The sequence below is a fragment of the Kitasatospora sp. NPDC059747 genome (assembly GCF_042732955.1).
GTDB lineage: Bacteria > Actinomycetota > Actinomycetes > Streptomycetales > Streptomycetaceae > Kitasatospora.
On the sequence record NZ_JBHWGV010000148.1, the window covers coordinates 3347 to 20067 of the forward strand.

Sequence of the window (16721 nt, forward strand, 5' to 3'; positions counted from 1 at the left end):
GCGCGGTACGGGCCCCTCACTACCGGACGAATGCCCGGCCGGAATTACAGCGGGCGGATGTTCTCCGCCTGCGGGCCCTTCTGGCCCTGCGTGACGTCGAACTCGACCTTCTGGCCCTCGAGCAGCTCGCGGAAGCCGTTGGCGTTGATGTTCGAGTAGTGGGCGAAGACGTCAGCGCCGCCGCCGTCCTGCTCGATGAAGCCGAAGCCCTTTTCCGAGTTGAACCACTTCACGGTACCGGTGGCCATGAGAAATCCCCTTCAAGAGACCGTCCGAAGTCCGCACATTACGGACTTTCGAGTCGCCGCGATGAGAACCCTCCGAAAAGCCGGAAAACGAAAAATGCGCCTGCGACAATCAGCAGGCGCACACAAAGTTCATGGGAACCACTACTGCAACTACTTCGACTGTAGCAGGCCCCGACCCTCCCCGGCGAACACTCCGCGCGAATTTTTCGGCCGCCCCGCCCGGGCCCGCCTTCGCCGCTCCGACCCGGCCGGCAACCGGCATGCCTGGCAGTACAGTTGGAGGCGTCCGCGCCACCGTCCGGCCCGGTCCTGATTTCGGGCCCGGCAGGGGGCGTGTCGGCCACGGCGCACACCGCACCGATTCGGACTCTCCGGGAAGACCCGTCCCACCGATTTTCGGAGCATACTGACCACGATGAGAAAACCACCGGCAGTCCGACGCCCCTTGCCCACCAGCCCCTTCAAAGCCCGGCCCGCCGCACCGCCCAAGCGGTTCGCCATGGGCGACCGCGTCACCCACGACAAGTTCGGCCTCGGCCGCGTCATAGACGTGGAGGACGGGCCCGAGGCCGCGGTCCTGGTCGACTTCGGCTCGCGACAGGAGCGGATCACCCCGCCCTACTCCTCCATGTACGCACTCTGACGGCCGCCGGACCGCTTCGCGCCCGCTTCCGGTCCCGGCCACGCCCGGGACCCCTGGAGCCGGAGCGGCCACCGGCGCCTTGAGCGTGTCGCGGGCGAACCGTCCGCTCTCACGGGTGACGCTGCCAGTGGCAAGCGGGTGAACTCGTCCCCGCCCAGCCGACCGCCGCCGTCCGTGTCCAGCACGCAGAAGACGCGGCGCTTCGATTCCGGCACCGTGCTGCCTTCCGACCTCGTTCGGCGATCTTCCGGCACCGCAACTTCGCGCCGCCGTCCCACGGAATAGTTGAACGATGAACTATGTTGGGCGTGACGAAGGCACCACCGGGCACCCGAAGGCCGCCGCCGGGCGACCAGGCGAAAGGACCACGAGATGAGCACCGCCGCGAACCTCCCCCGCATCGACGTCCGCCGCTCCGACGAGCGCCTCTCGACCAAGATCGACTGGCTGGACTCCAAGCACTCCTTCTCGTTCGGTGGCCGCTTCGACCCCGCCAACACCCACCACGGGGTGCTCCTCGTCAACAACGACGACACCGTCCGGCCGGGCAGCGGCTTCGAGACCCACCCGCACCGCGACATGGAGATCGTCACCTGGGTGATGAAGGGCTCCCTGGTCCACCAGGACTCCACCGGCCACTCCGGCGTGATCTACCCCGGGCTCGCCCAGCGCATGAGCGCCGGCAGCGGCATCCTGCACTCCGAGAAGAACGACTCCTGGCGCCTGGGCGGCACCGACGTCCACACCGACCCCGTCCACTTCATCCAGATGTGGGTGGTCCCCGACGAGAGCGGCATCACGCCGGGCTACGAGCAGCTCGAAATCGACGACGAGCTGCTGTCCGGCGACCTGCTCCCGGTCGCCTCCGGGATGGCCAAGCACGACGGCGCGTCCGCCATCCGCATCAAGAACCGCTACGCCGCCCTGCACGTCGCCCGGCTGCGCCCCGGGCAGGACGTCGAACTGCCCGACGCCCCCTTCCTGCACCTGTTCGTCGCCCGCGGCGACGTCGTCCTCGAAGGCGCCGGCCCGCTCACCGCGGGCGACGCCGTGCGCTTCACCGCGACCGGCGGCCAAAAGGTCACCGCGACCGAACCCGCCGAGATCCTGGTGTGGGAGATGCACGCCACCATCGCCTCCTGAGGCCCCTGAAGCGGCCGCTGCCCGCCCGCCGACCCCTCAACCGCTCACCGGCCGCCCCGGGAAGACCACCTGGAGCCGCTGGACCCGCCGGTCGCGGCGGAACATGAGCCACGCCAGCGTCGGCGGGCAGGGGTCGGCGGCGCCGGCGGGGTTGACGACGTCCATCTCCCAGATCGTGATGTCCCGGCTCGCCACCACGTGCCGCACGTGCTGGCGCACGCCCTTCTCGCGAACCTGCCGCATGACCGGGAACGGGTGCACGCGCTCCCCCGGCCGACCGAAGCGGCCGGTCATCTCGGCCTGGTCCGGCCACAACTCCAGGATCTCCCGGGGCAGATGGCCGCGCGCCGACGCCTCCAGGGTCGCCACCGCCTCGTGCCGACTCTCCTCGGCGAGGGCGGAGGCGTCGTCGTGCGCCCGCGCGGCGGTCGTTTCGAGCGCCTTCGCCATCTTCGCGCGCGCCTGGCTGAGCCGGCTGCGGACCGTGCCGACCGGCACCTCGCACGCGGCAGCGATCTCCTGGTAGGAGGTGATGCCGCTGAAGTGCCGCAGCATCAGCACCAGCCGCAGCTGCTGCGGCAGTTCCTCCACCGCGCCCCAGATCCAGTCCCGCATCGCGTGCTGCTCGATGAACCGCTCGGGCGGTGACTGCTCGTGCCCGCGCAGCCGGACGAGGTCGCGCTCGTCCAGGCCGGGCGTCTCGCGCGTGTCGCGCAGTCGCATGCGGCAGGAGTTGCGGACGACGGCCCTCAGCCACGGCCCGACGGCCGCCGGGTCCCGGACGTCGCCGATGCGGCGCAGGGCCGTCAGCGCGGCGTCCTGCACCACGTCCTCGGCGTCCGGTCCGCAGCCGAGCAGACGCAACGCGACGGCGCGCATCGCCGCCTGGTGGCGGGTCAGGAGCAGCCCGAGGGCCGCCGTGTCGCCGGCCTGGGCGCGGCGCGTGAGCGCCGCGTCGTCGGCAGAGGCGGAAGCGGTGGTGGACGTGGTGGAGGTGGTGGTGAGCGGTGCCATCGTCCGTACGCCTCCGGGAAGACCTTGCGCGCCAGGCCGGTTGAGGCCTTCCGGAGGACGATACGCCGGGCGCCGCGCCCCGGCGGCTACTGCTCCTGCGGGACGGGCACCGCCCGCGCGAGCAGCCGCGCCCGCGCGCGGGCGGGATGAACCCTCGTGAAGACCGCCGGGCCGGCCAGGCCGGCGACGTGGGCGGCGATCCCGACCCAGGCCGGGGCGCGGACCGCGCCGCCGACGGCCAGGCTCAGGCAGATGAACGTGAACCCGGCGCCCCACGCGGCGGTGATGCGGTTGTTGACCGCGATGAACTCCGGCCGATCCCAGTACTCGCGGGGCGTGCGCCGCCGCGCGATGCCGAGCGTGAACGGGCGGCGCAGCGCCAGGGAGCCCCAGGCGGTGACGGCCAGCCAGGCGAACGAGAGGATGCCAGCCGGCTTCGACAGCGCCGCGTGCGGCGCGGCGAGGGCCACCGCGCCTACGGCCGCGAAGTAGACGACGGCGCTGACCTCCAGGACGAGCGCGTCGAGGCCGACCCCGCGCCGCCGGTCCTGGAGCAGGAGCAGCAGTCCCGACGCGAGCCCGCCGAGCGCGCCCCAGCGCCAGTCGAAGGACGAGACGGCCCCGGAGACGATCCAGGGGACGAATCCGCGCAGATAACCCATGGGAAGGAACCTCGCTGAGATGGTGAGGGTGGATGGCTGACACGGACTGGATGCACGGCGGGCGCGGAAGTTCGATCCCCGGCGCGTGATGCCGGTCACACGGGGCCGCCTCGGCGGGCGGGTCTCGCCCGTCCCGGGCAATTTCCGCCGTGTCCGGCGGCCGGTCGCGTACGGGCGGGCCGGGATGTGGCAGGTAGGAGGGCGGCGGGCGGCCCGTCCCCCTCCGATGATCCCCCTTCACCGAATGGAGCCCCCATGCGCAGACGTCGCGGTGTCCTGATCGCCGCCGCCCTCCTCGCCCAGCTCGCCGCCGGGCCGTCCCACGCGGTCGCGGCGGGCTGGGAGCCCACCGAGCAGTGCGGCGTGGTGCGCGGCGGTGACGGGCCGCTGGGCGGGGCCCAGGTGACGCTGTACCAGGCCGGGGACGGCGAGGGCAGCCGGCCGCGGGTGCTGGGCAGGGCGCGGAGTGCGGCGGACGGGCGGTTCACGCTCGACTACCGCCGCCCGGAGGACCCGCGCGCCGTGCTGTACGTGGTCGCCGACTTCGGGCGGGAGCGGCGCGGCACCGCACACTCCGCGGTGGCGCTCGCCGCCGTGCTCAGCGGGGCTGCCGCGCCGCCCGAGCTAGTCGTCAACGAGCGCACCACCGTCGCCACCGCCTACGCGCTCGCGCGCTTCACCGGCCCGGGCGGCGTCACCGGCACCTACCCCGGCCTGCAGAACGCGGCCGCCGTCGCACACAACCTGGCCGACACTGGCACCGGCGAGATCGCCGCGCCGCTCGCCGCCCCGCCGAACGGCTCCCAGACCTCGACCATGGCGGAGTTCAACACCCTGGCCGACCTGCTCGCCTCCTGTGTCACCGGCGACGCCTGCGACCGGCTGCTCGACCTGGCCCGCCGCCCCGGCCACGAGCGGCCGCGCACCACCCTGCAGGCCGCCGTCGACATCGCGCACGACCCCGGGCACAACGCGGCCGCCCTCTTCGACCTCGCGGCGACCACCCCTCGCTACGGGCCCGCGCTCCCCGCCGCCCCCGACGCCTGGACCGTGGCCCTGCGCTACGACGGCAACGGCCACGAGGTCGACGGCCCCGGCAACCTCGCCTTCGACGCCGACGGCAACGCGTGGATCACCAACAACTACGTCTACAAGGCCGACCGGCTCGTCCCGACCTGCGGCGGCCGCACCGTCCTCAAGTTCACCCCCACCGGCCAGGACGCCCCCGGCGCGCCCTACCAGGGCGGCGGCCTGTACGGCGCCGGGTTCGGGGTCACCGTCGACGCGAAGGGCAGCGCCTGGGTCGGCAACTTCGGCTTCCAGGGCCGCGGCTGTCCGATCGACCCGACCCGGCTCGAACGCAGCGTCTCCCAGTTCGCCCCCGACGGCACCCCGCTGTCCCCGCCGGAGGGCTGGCGCGGCGCCGGGATCGCCCAGCCGCAGGGCATGTCCGCCGACCGTGCCGGCACGGTCTGGGTGGCCAACTGCGGCAGCGACAGCGTGGCCCGGATCCCGGACGGCGACGCGACCCGCGCCCGGGAGGTCGCCACGCCCGGCGTCCAGAAGCCGTTCGGCACCTCCGTCGACCCGGCCGGGCGACTCTGGGTCGGCGGGAACGGCAGCGACACCGTCCAGGTCGTCGGCCCGGACGGCACCCCGGGGCCGACGGTCTCCGGCGGCGGCCTGAGCAAGCCGCTGGGCGTCGCCACCGACAGCCGGGGCAACGCGTGGGTGAGCAACAGCGGCATCCTGCCGGTGCCCTGCGGGAACAGCTCCGTGGACGACCTCGCGAACGCGGTGGCGACCGAGGCGGGCCCTCGCCCGGGCATCTCGGTGACGTTCATCGGGTCCGACGGCACCCCGGCGCCCGAACCGTTCACCAACGGCGGCCTGTTCCTGCCCTGGGGCGTCGCCGTCGACGGTGACGACACCGTGTGGGTCGCCAACTTCGGCGGCCACCGCGTCGCCCGGCTGTGCGGCGTCAACCTCGCCGCCTGCCCGCCGGGGTACCGCACCGGCCAGCCCATCTCCCCGGCCGGCACCGGCTACACGAGCGACGGGCTGGAGCGCAACACGGGCGTCCAGATCGACCCCTCCGGCAACGTCTGGCTGGCCAACAACTGGCGGACCGTCCCGATCCAGACCAACCCCGGCGGCCACGAGATGGTCGTCCTGATCGGTGCCGCGGCACCCGTCCCGGCCCCGAAGCTCGGCGGTCCCGCGCAGCCCTGACGCCCGCGGGGCGAATGGAAGGGACCGCGAGCGCGCCACCCGGGTGGGCCGGGTGCCGGAGCAGCCGAAGCCGTCGGGGCGACTACCCGCCGGTACCGGTGCCCGGCCCGGCCCTCCCGGGAACACTGCGCCGGTTCGGCCGCACCACCGCGCAGAAGACCCGGGAGACGCCCATGCCGCCGTCCGCACGCCGCGCCCCCTCAGCCGCAGCACAGCCGGCCAGGCGCGCGGGCCTGCGCCGCCTCGGTGAGTGGTGCGCGCGCCACTCGGTGCTCGTCATCGTGCTGTGGATCATCGCCCTGGCCGGCGTCCAGGCCGCCAACAAGACGGTCGGCGGGACCTACTCGGACGACTTCTCGCTCCCCGGCACGCAGGCGCAGCAGGGCCGGGACCTCCTCACGGCCCACGTGCCGGCCGCCGCGGGCACGAGCTCCCAGGTGGTGCTGCACGACCCCGCCCAGCTGGCCGGGTTCCAGCCGCAGATCGCCCAGACCGTCGCCTCCCTCCAGCAACTGCCCCACGTGCTCTCGGTGCAGAGCCCGCTGCCGCCGCCCGGGCAGCCCGCCCCGCCCGGCGGGCCGCTGGCCGCCGACGGGCTGACGGGGTACATCACCGTCCGTTTCGACACCGCGCCGGCCCTGCTCGGCACCGAGTACCTGACCGGCGTGGACGCGGCCGTCCAGCCGCTGCGGCAGGCCGGGGTCCAGGTGGAGTACGGCGGGCCGCTGGGCGAGCTGGCCCGGCCGGCGCCGGACGACCGGGCGAGCGAGGTGATCGGCTTCGCGGTCGCGATCGTCGTGCTGCTGGTGGGGTTCGGCAGCGCCATCGCGGCCGGGCTGCCGCTGCTGACGGCCCTGTTCGCGGCGGTGGTCGGCCTCGGGGTGCTGGGGCTGGTCGCGGCGCTGTCCACCTTCGCGACCGTCGCCCCGACGCTGGCCACGATGATCGGGATCGGCGTCGGCATCGACTACGCGCTGTTCCTGCTCACCCGTCACCGGCAGAACCTGATGGACGGGGTGGACCCGGTCGCCGCCGCCGGGCAGGCGGTGGCGACCAGCGGCCGGGCGGTGCTGGTCTCCGGCTGCACCGTGATCATCGCGCTGTCCGGGCTCTCGGTGTCGGGCATCTCGTTCATCGCCAAGCTCGGGGCCGCCGCGGCCGTCACCGTCGTGTCGGCGGTGCTCGGCGCGCTCACCCTGCTGCCCGCCCTGATGGGGCTGATCGGCCGCCGGATGGACCGCTTCACCGTCCGCCGCCCGATCGCCGAGGCCGGCGGCGACGGGGGCGGCGATGGCGAGGGCGGGGCCTGGCACCGCTACGCCCGGCGGGTCGAGGCGCGCCCGTGGCAGTACCTGATCGCCGGGGTGGTGGCGCTCGCGGTGCTGTCGATCCCGCTGCTCTCCATCCAGCTCGGGCACATCGGCGACGGCGCCGACTCCCCCGACTTCACCGACCGGCGCGCCTACGACCTCATGTCCCAGGCCTTCGGCCCGGGCTCGAACGGCCCGCTCACCGCCGTCGTCGACCAGAGCGCCGTGCCCGCCGAGACCCGGCCGACCGTCCAGAGCGCCGTGCAGCAGGCCCTCACCGGCCTGCCCGGCGCCGCCAGCACCACCCCGCTGCAGACCAGCCCGGACGGCGCCGTGCTGTTCGCCACCGTCATCCCGGCGGCCGCTCCCCAGGACCGCGCCACCACCGACCTCGTCAACCACCTCTCCGACACCGCCCTGCCGGACGCGGTGGCCGGCACCGGCGCGAAGACCTACGTCACCGGCAACACCGCGGCCCAGGTCGACTTCCTGGACATCGTGTCGAGCCGGCTGATCCTGATCATCGCCGTGGTCGTCGGCCTCGCCTTCCTGATCATCCTCGCCGTCTTCCGCGGCCTGCTCGTCGCCGTCAAGGCCGCAGTGCTCAACCTGCTCTCGATCGCGGCCTCCTACGGGGTCGTGGTCGCGGTCTTCCAGTGGGGCTGGGGCGGGCCCGCGCTCGGCGTCTCGGGCAAGGTCCCGATCGAGAGCTACGTGCCGATGATGATGTTCGCGATCGTCTTCGGCCTGAGCATGGACTACGAGATCTTCCTGCTCTCGCGCGTCCACGAGGCCTGGCTGCGCACGGGCCGCAGCCAGGACGCCGTCGCCCACGCACTGGAGATCACCGCCCGGGTGATCACCTGCGCGGCGCTGATCATGGTGAGCGTCTTCGCGGCGTTCATCGTCAGCGACAACATCGTGATCAAGATGATGGGCCTCGGACTGGCCGTCAGCGTTCTCGTGGACGCCACGATCGTCCGGCTGCTGCTCGTCCCGGCCGTCATGACACTGCTCGGTCCGGCGGCCTGGTGGACCCCGCGCTTCCTGGACCGGATCCTGCCGCACATCGACACCGAGGGCGAGGGCGAAAGGCCTTAAGCCGTAATGGAGTTCACTCCGGAGGCAGCCGCTTCAGCGACGCCATTCCGTGCAGGACCCGGCCCTCGGTGCGCGCCCGTTCCAGGCGCCGGGTGAACACCTCCAGCCGGACCTCGGGATCCAGTTCCATCAGCCCCGGCGGCCACGTGCCGGGCGGCACCAGGACCACGACGGCCCCACCCCGGCCCACGGCCGCCGCCAGCCAGGTGGGCGAGGCCGCGACCACCTCGTCCGGCTGCCACACCTCGCGCCCGCCCACCAGCGCCAGCCGCTCCAGCCGCCCGCCGCCGACCTCCACGGCCCCGCTCGTGGCCGGCGGCTCACCGGCGGCCAGCACGAACCCGCTCTCGACGGCGTTGGCCAGCAGATCCGCGTGCAGCCCGGGCCCGACCTCCACCACGACCTCCGCGAGCGGCGGCCCGTCCTCCACCTCCCGCACCGCCAGCGCCCACACCACCGGCGTCCGCCCCCGCCCGTACCGCGTCTCGTCAGCCACACCCCACCAACGAGCCACCGCCCCGGGCGGCACCCGCCTCACACGATCGGGCGCGGGCGGCCGGGCGCGGTGGACCGTCCGGACGGGCTGCGCGGTGTGAGGGGCGCCCGGTCCGGAAATTCACTAGTCCGGTAGATTCACCCGATCGGGTGAGGTGCCGCTTCCGTGGGGGCTGGGGCGGTGCGTAGTGTCGACGACCCGGTCCGTGATCAACTGTCAGGGCCGGGTGGTATTGCGAGCCCTGGGGAGGGGATCGACGTGGAGGACACGGACTGGGCCAAGCGCGGGATCTGCCGTACGGCGGATCCGGACGAGCTTTTCGTCGACGGCGCGGCGCAGAACCGGGCGAAGGCGGTGTGCTCCGGGTGCCCGGTGCGCACCGAGTGCCTGGCGTACGCACTGGACGAGCGGATCGAGCACGGCGTCTGGGGCGGCATGACGGACCGCGAGCGGCGGGCCCTGCTGCGGCGGCGCCCGACGGTGGACTCGTGGGCCCGGCTGCTGGAGCAGGCGCGGACCGCGTACGAGCAGCAGACCGGGCGTCTGCGGGCCGAGCTGGTCCGCGCGAGCTGACCGGGCCGCGCACGTGGCGCGGCCCGGTCGGTCATGCGGTCGTACGGCCAGGGTGGCCGTACGGCTATGCGGTCGTACGGCTATGCGGTCGTACGGCTATGCGGTCGTGCCGTCTTGCGGTGGTGCGGTGCTGCCCTCAGCGGGTGACCGGTGCGACGGCGATCGGCGGGATCGCGGCGAGGCAGGACGTGTCGCCGGGCTCGCCGGTGCGGATGAAGTGGGTGGAGATCGCCAGCGTGCAGCCGGTCGACTCCAGCTCCGGGACGTGGCCGGCGTTCGGCACCGAGACGAACGTGCTGTGGCGGAACCGGGCCGCCGAGCGGCGGGAGTTGGCCTCCGGGGTGTTGGTGTCGAGGTCGCCGGAGAGCACGAGGACGGGGACGTCGGGCAGGTCGAGGTCGACGTCCTGCGGCTGGGCGGTGTTCTTGCGCGGCCAGGTCAGGCAGTTGTCGCCGCCGTCGCTCTGGCCCTCGGTCCAGCCCTTGGGGCTGAAGGCGCCGAAGTCGGCCGGGTTCGCGGCGGAGAGGGCGCGCTGGTACTGCCGGCGGCGCTGCGCGAGCGGGGCGTCGTGGTCCCACGCGCGGACGTAGTCGTTGCACGTGACGGCGAGGAACGAGGCCTGGTCCTCGGTGCTCGTGTGCTCCATCTCGGCGCGGACCAGCGCGGCCAGCGGGCCGTCGTCGCCGTTGGCCGCAGCGTGCAGGGCTGCGGGCAGGTCGCCGAGCAGGGAGCGCTCGGCGGGATGGGAGCCGATGCCGCGGCTGGCGGGCTCGTAGAGGAGATTGGCGAGCTTGTCCTCGGTGAAGGCGATGGTGCGCGGGGTGCCGCCGAGCGTCGCGGTCACGTCGAGGGGCCGGGTGCGCAGCTTGGCGGCGACGGTGGCGAGGTCGCGGACGGCGGTGTCGGGGTCGCAGGCGCCGCTGCGCTCGCAGATCCGGCGCAGGGTCTCGGAGACGTGCCGGGCGGTCGCGCGGACCAGCGGGTCGAAGTCGACGGGGTAGGCGCCGGACAGGACCATGGACTCGACGCGGTCGGGGTGGCGGTCGGCGAGGACGGGCATCAGGTAGGTGCCGTACGACAGGCCGTACAGGACGAGCTTGGGGGCGCCGAGGCGGGCGCGGGCGGCGTCGATGTCGTCGGCGGTGGCGGCGCTGGTGTAGCCGCGGGCGCGGGGGCCGAGTTCTTCGGCGCAGCGGGCGACGGCGTCCTGCTGCTCGGCGCGCGGGGCGAAGCGGTAGTCGGCCTCGGTGACCTTGCAGGGCAGGCGGCCGGACTTGCCGGTGCCGCGCGGGTCGAGGAGGAGCAGGTCGTAGTCGTCGAGGGCGCCTTCGAGGGCGGCGGCGACGAGACCGGCCCGGTCGATCAGCGTCTCGCCGGGGCCGCCGGGGTTGACGGCGATGGTGCCCTTGGCCGGGCCGGGTCGGGTGTGGCGGACGACGGCGTAGCCGACGTCGATGGTGCCGAGGCGGGGCGCGCCGTCGACGAGGGGGCGGCTCATGGTGTCGCAGTCGACGCGGTGGTCGGGGACGGTGGGGCACCAGGCGGGCTTGCCGGGGGCGGTGGTCGCGGCGTTGGCGGTCGTGCCGAGCGGGACCGCCGTCGCCACGACGGCCAGCGCGGCGGCGGCCAGGGCCAGGCGGCGGCCCCGGGCCGCGGGGGTGTTCGTCGTGCTGGTGCTGGTGCTGGTCGTCATGGCTCTCCGGCCTTCCGTACGTCCTGCGGTCGTTGTGGGGACGACAGTGCACGGCGCCGGTCAGCCGCTCGGCAGAGCGGCGGCAAAGGCGGGTAAGAACTCGCCGCCCGGCCGGATCCTGCGGGCGGTCAGGGCGTCAGCACGATCTTGCCGGTGACGGTGCCGGACTCCGCGAGGCGCAGCGCCTCCGCGGCCCGGGTGAGCGGGAGGCGGGCGGCGATCGGGGCGGAGACCTCGCCGTTGTGCAGGGCGGTGAGCACCTGGGTGAGGTCGGTGCGCAGGCGGGCCCGGAAGCGGTCCTTGGCGAGGGCGCGGCCGGCCCAGATGTTGTAGAAGTGGGCCCGGCGTCCGTTGGGCAGGCTGTTCCAGAGCCAGGTGCGGGCGAGGATCTTCAGGACGGGCCACTGCTTGGAGCCGGTGTCGTCGCGGGTGGATGCGCTGCCGTAGGCGACGAGGGTGCCGCCGGCGGCCAGGAGGTGCCAGGAGTCGATCACGCTGCGGCCGCCGACGTGGTCGAAGACGGCGTCGACGCCGCCCGGCGCGAGTTCCCGGACGCGGGCCGGGACGTCACCGGAGCGGTAGTCGACGGGGATGACGCCGCGTTCCCGCAGGGCGTCGTGGTGCCGGGCGGAGGCCGTGCCGATCACCGTGACGCCCGCCGCCAGGGCGAGCTGGACGAGGACGGAGCCGACCCCGCCGCTCGCGCCGTGCACGAGGATCGTCTGGCCGGCCCGCACCCGCGCCTGACGGTGCAGCATCTGCCAGGCGGTGATGCCGTTGACGACGACAGTCTCCGCCTCGTCGGCGGCGAGCCCCTCGGGGACCTCGACGGCGTCGGCCGCGTCGAGCACGACGTGGCTGGACCAGCCGCCGGTCTTCACCAGAGCAGCCACCCGCCGGCCGGCGAGGCGCGGGTCGACGTCCTCGCCGGTGGTCAGGACGCGGCCCACGAGGTCGTAGCCGGGGACGAACGGGAAGGGCGGCTGGTCGTAGTACCGCCCCCGCCGCATCTGCTGCTCGGCGAACGAGACGCCGCTCGCCTCCACCGCCACCACGACCTGTCCGCGACCGGCCTCGGGCACCCGGCCTTCCCGGATCTCCAGTCCCTCCGGCGCCACGATGCCCGGCAGAACGACCTGGATCATGCGGTCGGTCTCCATGCTGACCGCCCCCTTCCTAGAGCTTGTTGCCTTCGTTAGAAGTTATAACCCCCGACGGAAGTGAGAGTCAAGAAGAAGAGTGAGAGCTTCTAACTCTCCGATCGGACGGGAATGTTGCAGAGAATTCTCTGCAGATGGACCTATGCAGAGAGTTCTCTGCACCCTAGAGTGATCACCATGACCGACCAGCCCCGCCGCCGGATCGACGCCACGAGCCTGCGCGGCCTCGCCCACCCCCTGCGGATGCGCCTCCTCGACGAGCTGCGCACCAACGGGCCCGCCACCTCCGCCCGCCTCGCCGAGCGGCTCGGCGAGAACACCGGCACCGTCAGCTGGCACCTGCGCCACCTCGCCGAACACGGCTTCATCGAGGAGGAGACGGACCGTGGCACCCGGCGCGAGCGCTGGTGGCGGGCCGTGCGCAGCCGCAACGTCCTCAACACCACCGACTTCGACCGCGACCCCGCCACCAAGGGCGCCCTCGACGTCTACCTGGGCGAGATGCTCCGCGAACAGTTCCGGCGCGTGGCGGACGCCATGGCCGCCGAGCTGCCGGAGGAGTGGCGCGGCGTCGGCACCGTCTCCGGCTGGTCGAACCTGCGCCTCACGCCCGCCCAGCTGCGCGCCCTCAACGCCGACCTGATGGCCGTGATCGACCGTCACACCCCCGACCCGGACGCCGAGCCCGACCCCGCGGCCCGTCCGGTGATCCTCCAGATCCAGTCCCTGCCCCGCAAGGAGTCCGACCCGTCATGAGCGACGCCGCCGTCACGACCGAACGCCCCACCACCGGGCTGCTGCGCCGCCACCAGGACTTCCGGCTGTTATGGACCGGCGAGACCGCCAACAAGTTCGGCTCCGCCGTCACCGGCCTGGCGATGCCGCTCATCGCGGTCACCACCCTGCACGCCTCCACGCTGGAGGTCGGCGTCCTGAGCGCGGCCGGCTGGCTGCCCTGGCTGCTGATCGGCCTGCCCGTCGGAGCGTGGGTCGACCGGATGCGCAGCCGCCCGATCATGCTGGTCGCCTCCGCCGTCTCGCTGGTCCTCTTCGCGACCGTCCCGCTGGCCGCCCGCGCCGGGATCCTGACGATGGCCCAGCTCATCGCCGTGGCGCTCGCCACCGGCGTGGCCACGGTGTTCTTCCAGACCGCGTACACCGCCTACCTCCCCAAGCTCCTCTCCCCCGCCGACCAGGCCGAGGGCAACGCCAAGCTGCACGGCAGCGCCTCCGCCGCGAGCATCACCGGCCTCGGCGCGGGCGGGCTGATCGCCCAGCTCACCGGGCCCGTCAACGGCGTGCTCGCCAACAGCGTCACCTTCGTGCTCTCGCTGGTGTGCACCGGACGGATCCGGCACCGCGAACCCGTCAAGGCGGCACGGGAGAGGCGCCCGCTGCGCCAGGAGATCGGCGAGGGGCTGCGTCTGGTGTCCGGGGACGTCTGGTTCCGCACGTTCACGCTGTTCGGAGCCGCCGCGAACCTGACGCTGACGGGCTACCAGTCGATCCAGGTGGTCTTCCTGGTCCGGGACGTGGGACTGCCGGAGGGCGCGGTCGGCGCGCTGGTCGCGGCCGCGTCGACCGGAGGCATCGTGGGCGCCGCGGTGGCCCGCCGGGTCGCCGCCCGGATGGGCACGGCGCGGGCGATGCTCTTCTTCGAGCTGGTGCTGCCGGCCCTCACCCTCCTCGTCCCGCTCACCACGCCCGGCGCCGGCCTGGCGCTGTTCGTCCTCGGCGGGTTCGGAGCCTCGGCCGGTGTCGTCGCCGGAAACATCATCAAGTCGACCTTCCAGCAGCAGTACTGCCCCCCGGAGCTCCTCGGACGGCTCTCCGCGAGCGCCGCGATGCTCAACTACGGCACGATCCCGGTGGGCGCGCTGCTCGGCGGCCTGCTCGGCACCTGGCTCGGCGTGCGGCCCACCATGTGGCTGCTGACCGCCGGCGTGCCGCTGTCGGCGCTGATCCTCTGGTTCTCGCCGGTGCGCAAGCACCGTGACCTGCCGACCGAACGGCCGGTGCAGCCGGCCGGGGCCGGTGCCACGGCCGCCATCCCGGCCTGAAAGGACGTGCAGCATGACGGACGCATCCTTCGCCGATCCCCGGCTGGCCGCGATCTACGACCCGCTCGACCCCGACCGCACCGATCTCGACGCGTACGTCCGGATCGCGGAGGAGTTCGGGGCCCGCCGGGTCCTCGACATCGGCTGCGGGACGGGGGTGTTCCCCCTCCTGCTCTCCGACCGGGGGATCGAGGTCGTCGGCGTCGAGCCCGCCGGGGCGTCCCTCGACGTGGCGCGGGCGAAGCCGGGCGCCGAGCGGGTGCGCTGGATCCACGGCGACGCGACGGCATTGCCGCCCCTGCGGGTCGACCTCGTGACGATGACGGCGAACGTCGCCCAGGCCATCGCCGACCCGGAGGCCTGGCGGCAGACCCTGCGGGGCGCGTACGAGGCGCTGCGGCCCGGCGGGCACCTGGTCTTCGAGACCCGCGACCCGGCCCGCCGCGCCTGGGAGGAGTGGAACCGCGCGTCCTCGTTCGGGACGACCGAGGTCCCGGGCGTCGGCGCCGTCGAGACGTGGGTGGAACTCCTTGGCGTGGACGGGCCGTTGGTGACGTTCCGGTGGACGTACGCGTTCGCCTCGGACGGACAGGTGCTGACCTCGGACTCCACGCTGCGCTTCCACGAGCGGCACGAGGTCGAACGGGACCTGGCCGAGCTCGGCTTCGAGCTGCAGGAGGTCCGTGACGCGCCCGACCGGCCGGGCAGGGAGCTCGTCTTCCTCGCACGGCGGCCGTGATCCCGGGCCGGGGCCGAGTCTGAGACGCGGGTCACAGTCCGTCTCGCAGTCCGCCGTGTCACAACACGGCGGGCTGTCCCGTCTCAGGGTGTAGCCACGCACGATCACCCACGATCACGGAGGAGCACCCCATGGACGCCCGACTCGACTACTTCGCCAACGCGACCGTCGGCAAGAGCTTCAAGCACATCATGGCGGCGGGCAGGAGCATCAAGGAGTCGTCGCTGCCGCCCGCCACCCAGGAGCTCGTCGCCCTGCGGATCAGCCAGATCAACGGCTGCGCGGTCTGCGTCGACATGCACACCAAGGACGCCGCCGCGGCCGGCGAGAGCGCGGTGCGGCTCAACCTGGTGGCGGTGTGGCGCGAGGCCACCGTCTACACCGAGGCCGAGTGCGCCGCCCTGGCCCTCGCCGAGGCGGGCACCCGGGTCGCGGACGCGGCCGGCGGAGTGGCCGACGACGTGTGGGCCCGCGCCGCCGAGCACTACGACGGGGACCAGATCGCCGCGCTGGTGCTCCTCGTCTCGTTCATGAACATGGTCAACCGGCTCAACGTCATCACGCAGCAGCCGGCTGGGAGCTACGAGGCCGGACAGTTCCACTGACGGGACGGACGAGGCGACGAACGAGGCAACGGACGAGGGGAGACCGACATGAGCAGGGTCGACGACTTCGAGGAGCTGCGGCCGCTGCTGTTCTCGATCGCCTACCGGATCCTCGGCAGCGTGAGCGAGGCCGAGGACGCCGTGCAGGAGACGTGGCTGCGCTTCGACGCCGCCGCGGCGCAGCCCGTCTCCGCCAAGGCCTACCTGTCGGCCGCCGTCACCCGGATCTCCATCGACGTCCTGCGGTCCGCGCGGGTGCGGCGCGAGGCGTACGTCGGGCCGTGGTTCCCCGAGCCTCTGCTCAGCGATCCGTACCAGGACCCGGCGCGGGCGGCCGAGTTGGCGGACTCCGTGTCGATGGCGGCGCTGCTGCTCCTGGAGCGCCTCAGTCCGCTGGAGCGGGCGGTGTTCGTGCTGCGGGAGGTGTTCGCCTTCGGGTTCGACGACATCGCGGCGGCGGTGGGGCGCTCGGAGGCGGCCTGCCGGCAGCTGGTGGTGCGGGCACGGCGGCACATGGCGGAGGGGCGCCCCCGGTTCGCGGCGGACCGCCAGGAGCGGCAGGAGCTCGCGACGCGGTTCTTCGACGCGCTGACGGACGGCGACGTGGGCGCGCTGAGCGCCCTGCTCGCCGCCGACGTCCAACTGGTCGGGGACGGCGGCGGCAAGGCGCCGCAGCTGGCCAACGCCGTCGTCGGGGCGGACAACGTGGCCCGGGTGCTGGCCGCGTTCTTCCCGCTTCTGCGGCGGATCGACGCGACGTGCGCGCCGCAGGAGGTCAACGGGCAGCCCGGCGCGGTCGTCCGCGACCGGGACGGCCGGGTGCTCCACGCGATGACGCTCGACGTGCTCGACGGGCAGGTCCAGGCCGTCCGGGTCGTGATCAACCCCGACAAGCTCGGCCACCTCGGACCGGTGGCCGACGCCTGGGCCGTCACCCGGGAGCTGCAGGCCGTCCGTCGGCAGCGGGACTGACCGGGGCGGGGGGGGGGGGGGGGGGCCCCGCGGGGGGGGGGCCCCCCGCCCGCGCGGGGCCCCGCCCCCG

At 73.6% G+C, this 16721-nt stretch carries 16 protein-coding genes; 10 read left to right on the forward strand and 6 right to left on the reverse strand.

Going from position 1 to position 16721, the window contains the following annotated elements:
* Nucleotides 1-44: 44 nt before the first annotated feature.
* The gene (locus ACFV4G_RS38385) at nucleotides 45-248 is read right to left on the reverse strand and encodes a cold-shock protein (protein WP_359971493.1); all 204 of its coding nucleotides are present in this window, start codon (nucleotides 246-248) and stop codon (nucleotides 45-47) included.
* A 415-nt stretch (nucleotides 249-663) separates the two neighbouring features.
* On the opposite strand from ACFV4G_RS38385, the gene ACFV4G_RS38390 reads away from it, so the two are divergent.
* Both ACFV4G_RS38390 and ACFV4G_RS38395 read left to right on the forward strand, forming a co-directional pair.
* A complete protein-coding gene (locus ACFV4G_RS38390) occupies nucleotides 664-891 on the forward strand; it encodes a hypothetical protein (RefSeq protein ID WP_380447332.1) in 228 nt (75 codons plus the stop codon).
* A gap of 372 nt (nucleotides 892-1263) precedes the next feature.
* Nucleotides 1264-2034: a pirin family protein gene (locus ACFV4G_RS38395; protein WP_380447334.1), complete on the forward strand. Its 771-nt coding sequence runs from the start codon at nucleotides 1264-1266 to the stop codon at nucleotides 2032-2034.
* Nucleotides 2035-2070: 36 nt separating this feature from the next.
* Here ACFV4G_RS38395 and ACFV4G_RS38400 read toward each other — a convergent pair whose 3' ends face one another.
* Both ACFV4G_RS38400 and ACFV4G_RS38405 read right to left on the reverse strand, forming a co-directional pair.
* On the reverse strand, nucleotides 2071-3048 hold the full coding sequence (locus tag ACFV4G_RS38400) for an RNA polymerase sigma factor (RefSeq protein WP_380447336.1): 978 nt from the start codon (nucleotides 3046-3048) through the stop codon (nucleotides 2071-2073).
* An 86-nt stretch (nucleotides 3049-3134) separates the two neighbouring features.
* Nucleotides 3135-3710: a hypothetical protein gene (locus tag ACFV4G_RS38405; RefSeq protein WP_380447338.1), complete on the reverse strand. Its 576-nt coding sequence runs from the start codon at nucleotides 3708-3710 to the stop codon at nucleotides 3135-3137.
* A 255-nt stretch (nucleotides 3711-3965) separates the two neighbouring features.
* Between ACFV4G_RS38405 and ACFV4G_RS38410 the strand changes: the two genes are divergently transcribed.
* Both ACFV4G_RS38410 and ACFV4G_RS38415 read left to right on the forward strand, forming a co-directional pair.
* A complete protein-coding gene (locus ACFV4G_RS38410) occupies nucleotides 3966-5942 on the forward strand; it encodes a hypothetical protein (protein WP_380447340.1) in 1977 nt (658 codons plus the stop codon).
* Nucleotides 5943-6115: 173 nt separating this feature from the next.
* Complete coding sequence (locus ACFV4G_RS38415; RefSeq protein WP_380447342.1) at nucleotides 6116-8353, forward strand: MMPL family transporter; 2238 nt, start codon at nucleotides 6116-6118, stop codon at nucleotides 8351-8353.
* 13 nt (nucleotides 8354-8366) lie between these two features.
* Here the strand turns inward: ACFV4G_RS38415 and ACFV4G_RS38420 are convergent, their stop codons facing one another.
* Nucleotides 8367-8849: a hypothetical protein gene (locus tag ACFV4G_RS38420; protein ID WP_380447344.1), complete on the reverse strand. Its 483-nt coding sequence runs from the start codon at nucleotides 8847-8849 to the stop codon at nucleotides 8367-8369.
* A gap of 258 nt (nucleotides 8850-9107) precedes the next feature.
* Here ACFV4G_RS38420 and ACFV4G_RS38425 point away from each other — a divergent pair, with 258 nt between their 5' ends.
* The gene (locus ACFV4G_RS38425; RefSeq protein ID WP_380447346.1) at nucleotides 9108-9422 is read left to right on the forward strand and encodes a WhiB family transcriptional regulator; all 315 of its coding nucleotides are present in this window, start codon (nucleotides 9108-9110) and stop codon (nucleotides 9420-9422) included.
* 136 nt (nucleotides 9423-9558) lie between these two features.
* Here the strand turns inward: ACFV4G_RS38425 and ACFV4G_RS38430 are convergent, their stop codons facing one another.
* Together ACFV4G_RS38430 and ACFV4G_RS38435 are read right to left on the reverse strand one after the other, a co-directional pair.
* On the reverse strand, nucleotides 9559-11115 hold the full coding sequence (locus ACFV4G_RS38430) for an alpha/beta fold hydrolase (protein ID WP_380447348.1): 1557 nt from the start codon (nucleotides 11113-11115) through the stop codon (nucleotides 9559-9561).
* 128 nt (nucleotides 11116-11243) lie between these two features.
* The gene (locus ACFV4G_RS38435; RefSeq protein ID WP_380447350.1) at nucleotides 11244-12260 is read right to left on the reverse strand and encodes a medium chain dehydrogenase/reductase family protein; all 1017 of its coding nucleotides are present in this window, start codon (nucleotides 12258-12260) and stop codon (nucleotides 11244-11246) included.
* A 192-nt stretch (nucleotides 12261-12452) separates the two neighbouring features.
* On the opposite strand from ACFV4G_RS38435, the gene ACFV4G_RS38440 reads away from it, so the two are divergent.
* The 5 genes from ACFV4G_RS38440 (at nucleotide 12453) to ACFV4G_RS38460 (ending at nucleotide 16651) form a co-directional block, all read left to right on the forward strand.
* On the forward strand, nucleotides 12453-13031 hold the full coding sequence (locus ACFV4G_RS38440; protein ID WP_380447352.1) for a helix-turn-helix domain-containing protein: 579 nt from the start codon (nucleotides 12453-12455) through the stop codon (nucleotides 13029-13031).
* A complete protein-coding gene (locus ACFV4G_RS38445; protein WP_380447354.1) occupies nucleotides 13028-14335 on the forward strand; it encodes an MFS transporter in 1308 nt (435 codons plus the stop codon). The genes ACFV4G_RS38440 and ACFV4G_RS38445 overlap by 4 nt, the downstream gene beginning before the upstream one ends.
* 13 nt (nucleotides 14336-14348) lie before the next feature.
* On the forward strand, nucleotides 14349-15074 hold the full coding sequence (locus tag ACFV4G_RS38450; protein WP_380447356.1) for a class I SAM-dependent methyltransferase: 726 nt from the start codon (nucleotides 14349-14351) through the stop codon (nucleotides 15072-15074).
* A gap of 131 nt (nucleotides 15075-15205) precedes the next feature.
* Nucleotides 15206-15679 (forward strand): carboxymuconolactone decarboxylase family protein, encoded by a 474-nt coding sequence (locus ACFV4G_RS38455; RefSeq protein WP_380447358.1) that lies wholly within the window; start codon nucleotides 15206-15208, stop codon nucleotides 15677-15679.
* 48 nt (nucleotides 15680-15727) lie between these two features.
* Complete coding sequence (locus tag ACFV4G_RS38460; RefSeq protein ID WP_380447360.1) at nucleotides 15728-16651, forward strand: RNA polymerase sigma-70 factor; 924 nt, start codon at nucleotides 15728-15730, stop codon at nucleotides 16649-16651.
* Nucleotides 16652-16721 lie beyond the last annotated feature (70 nt).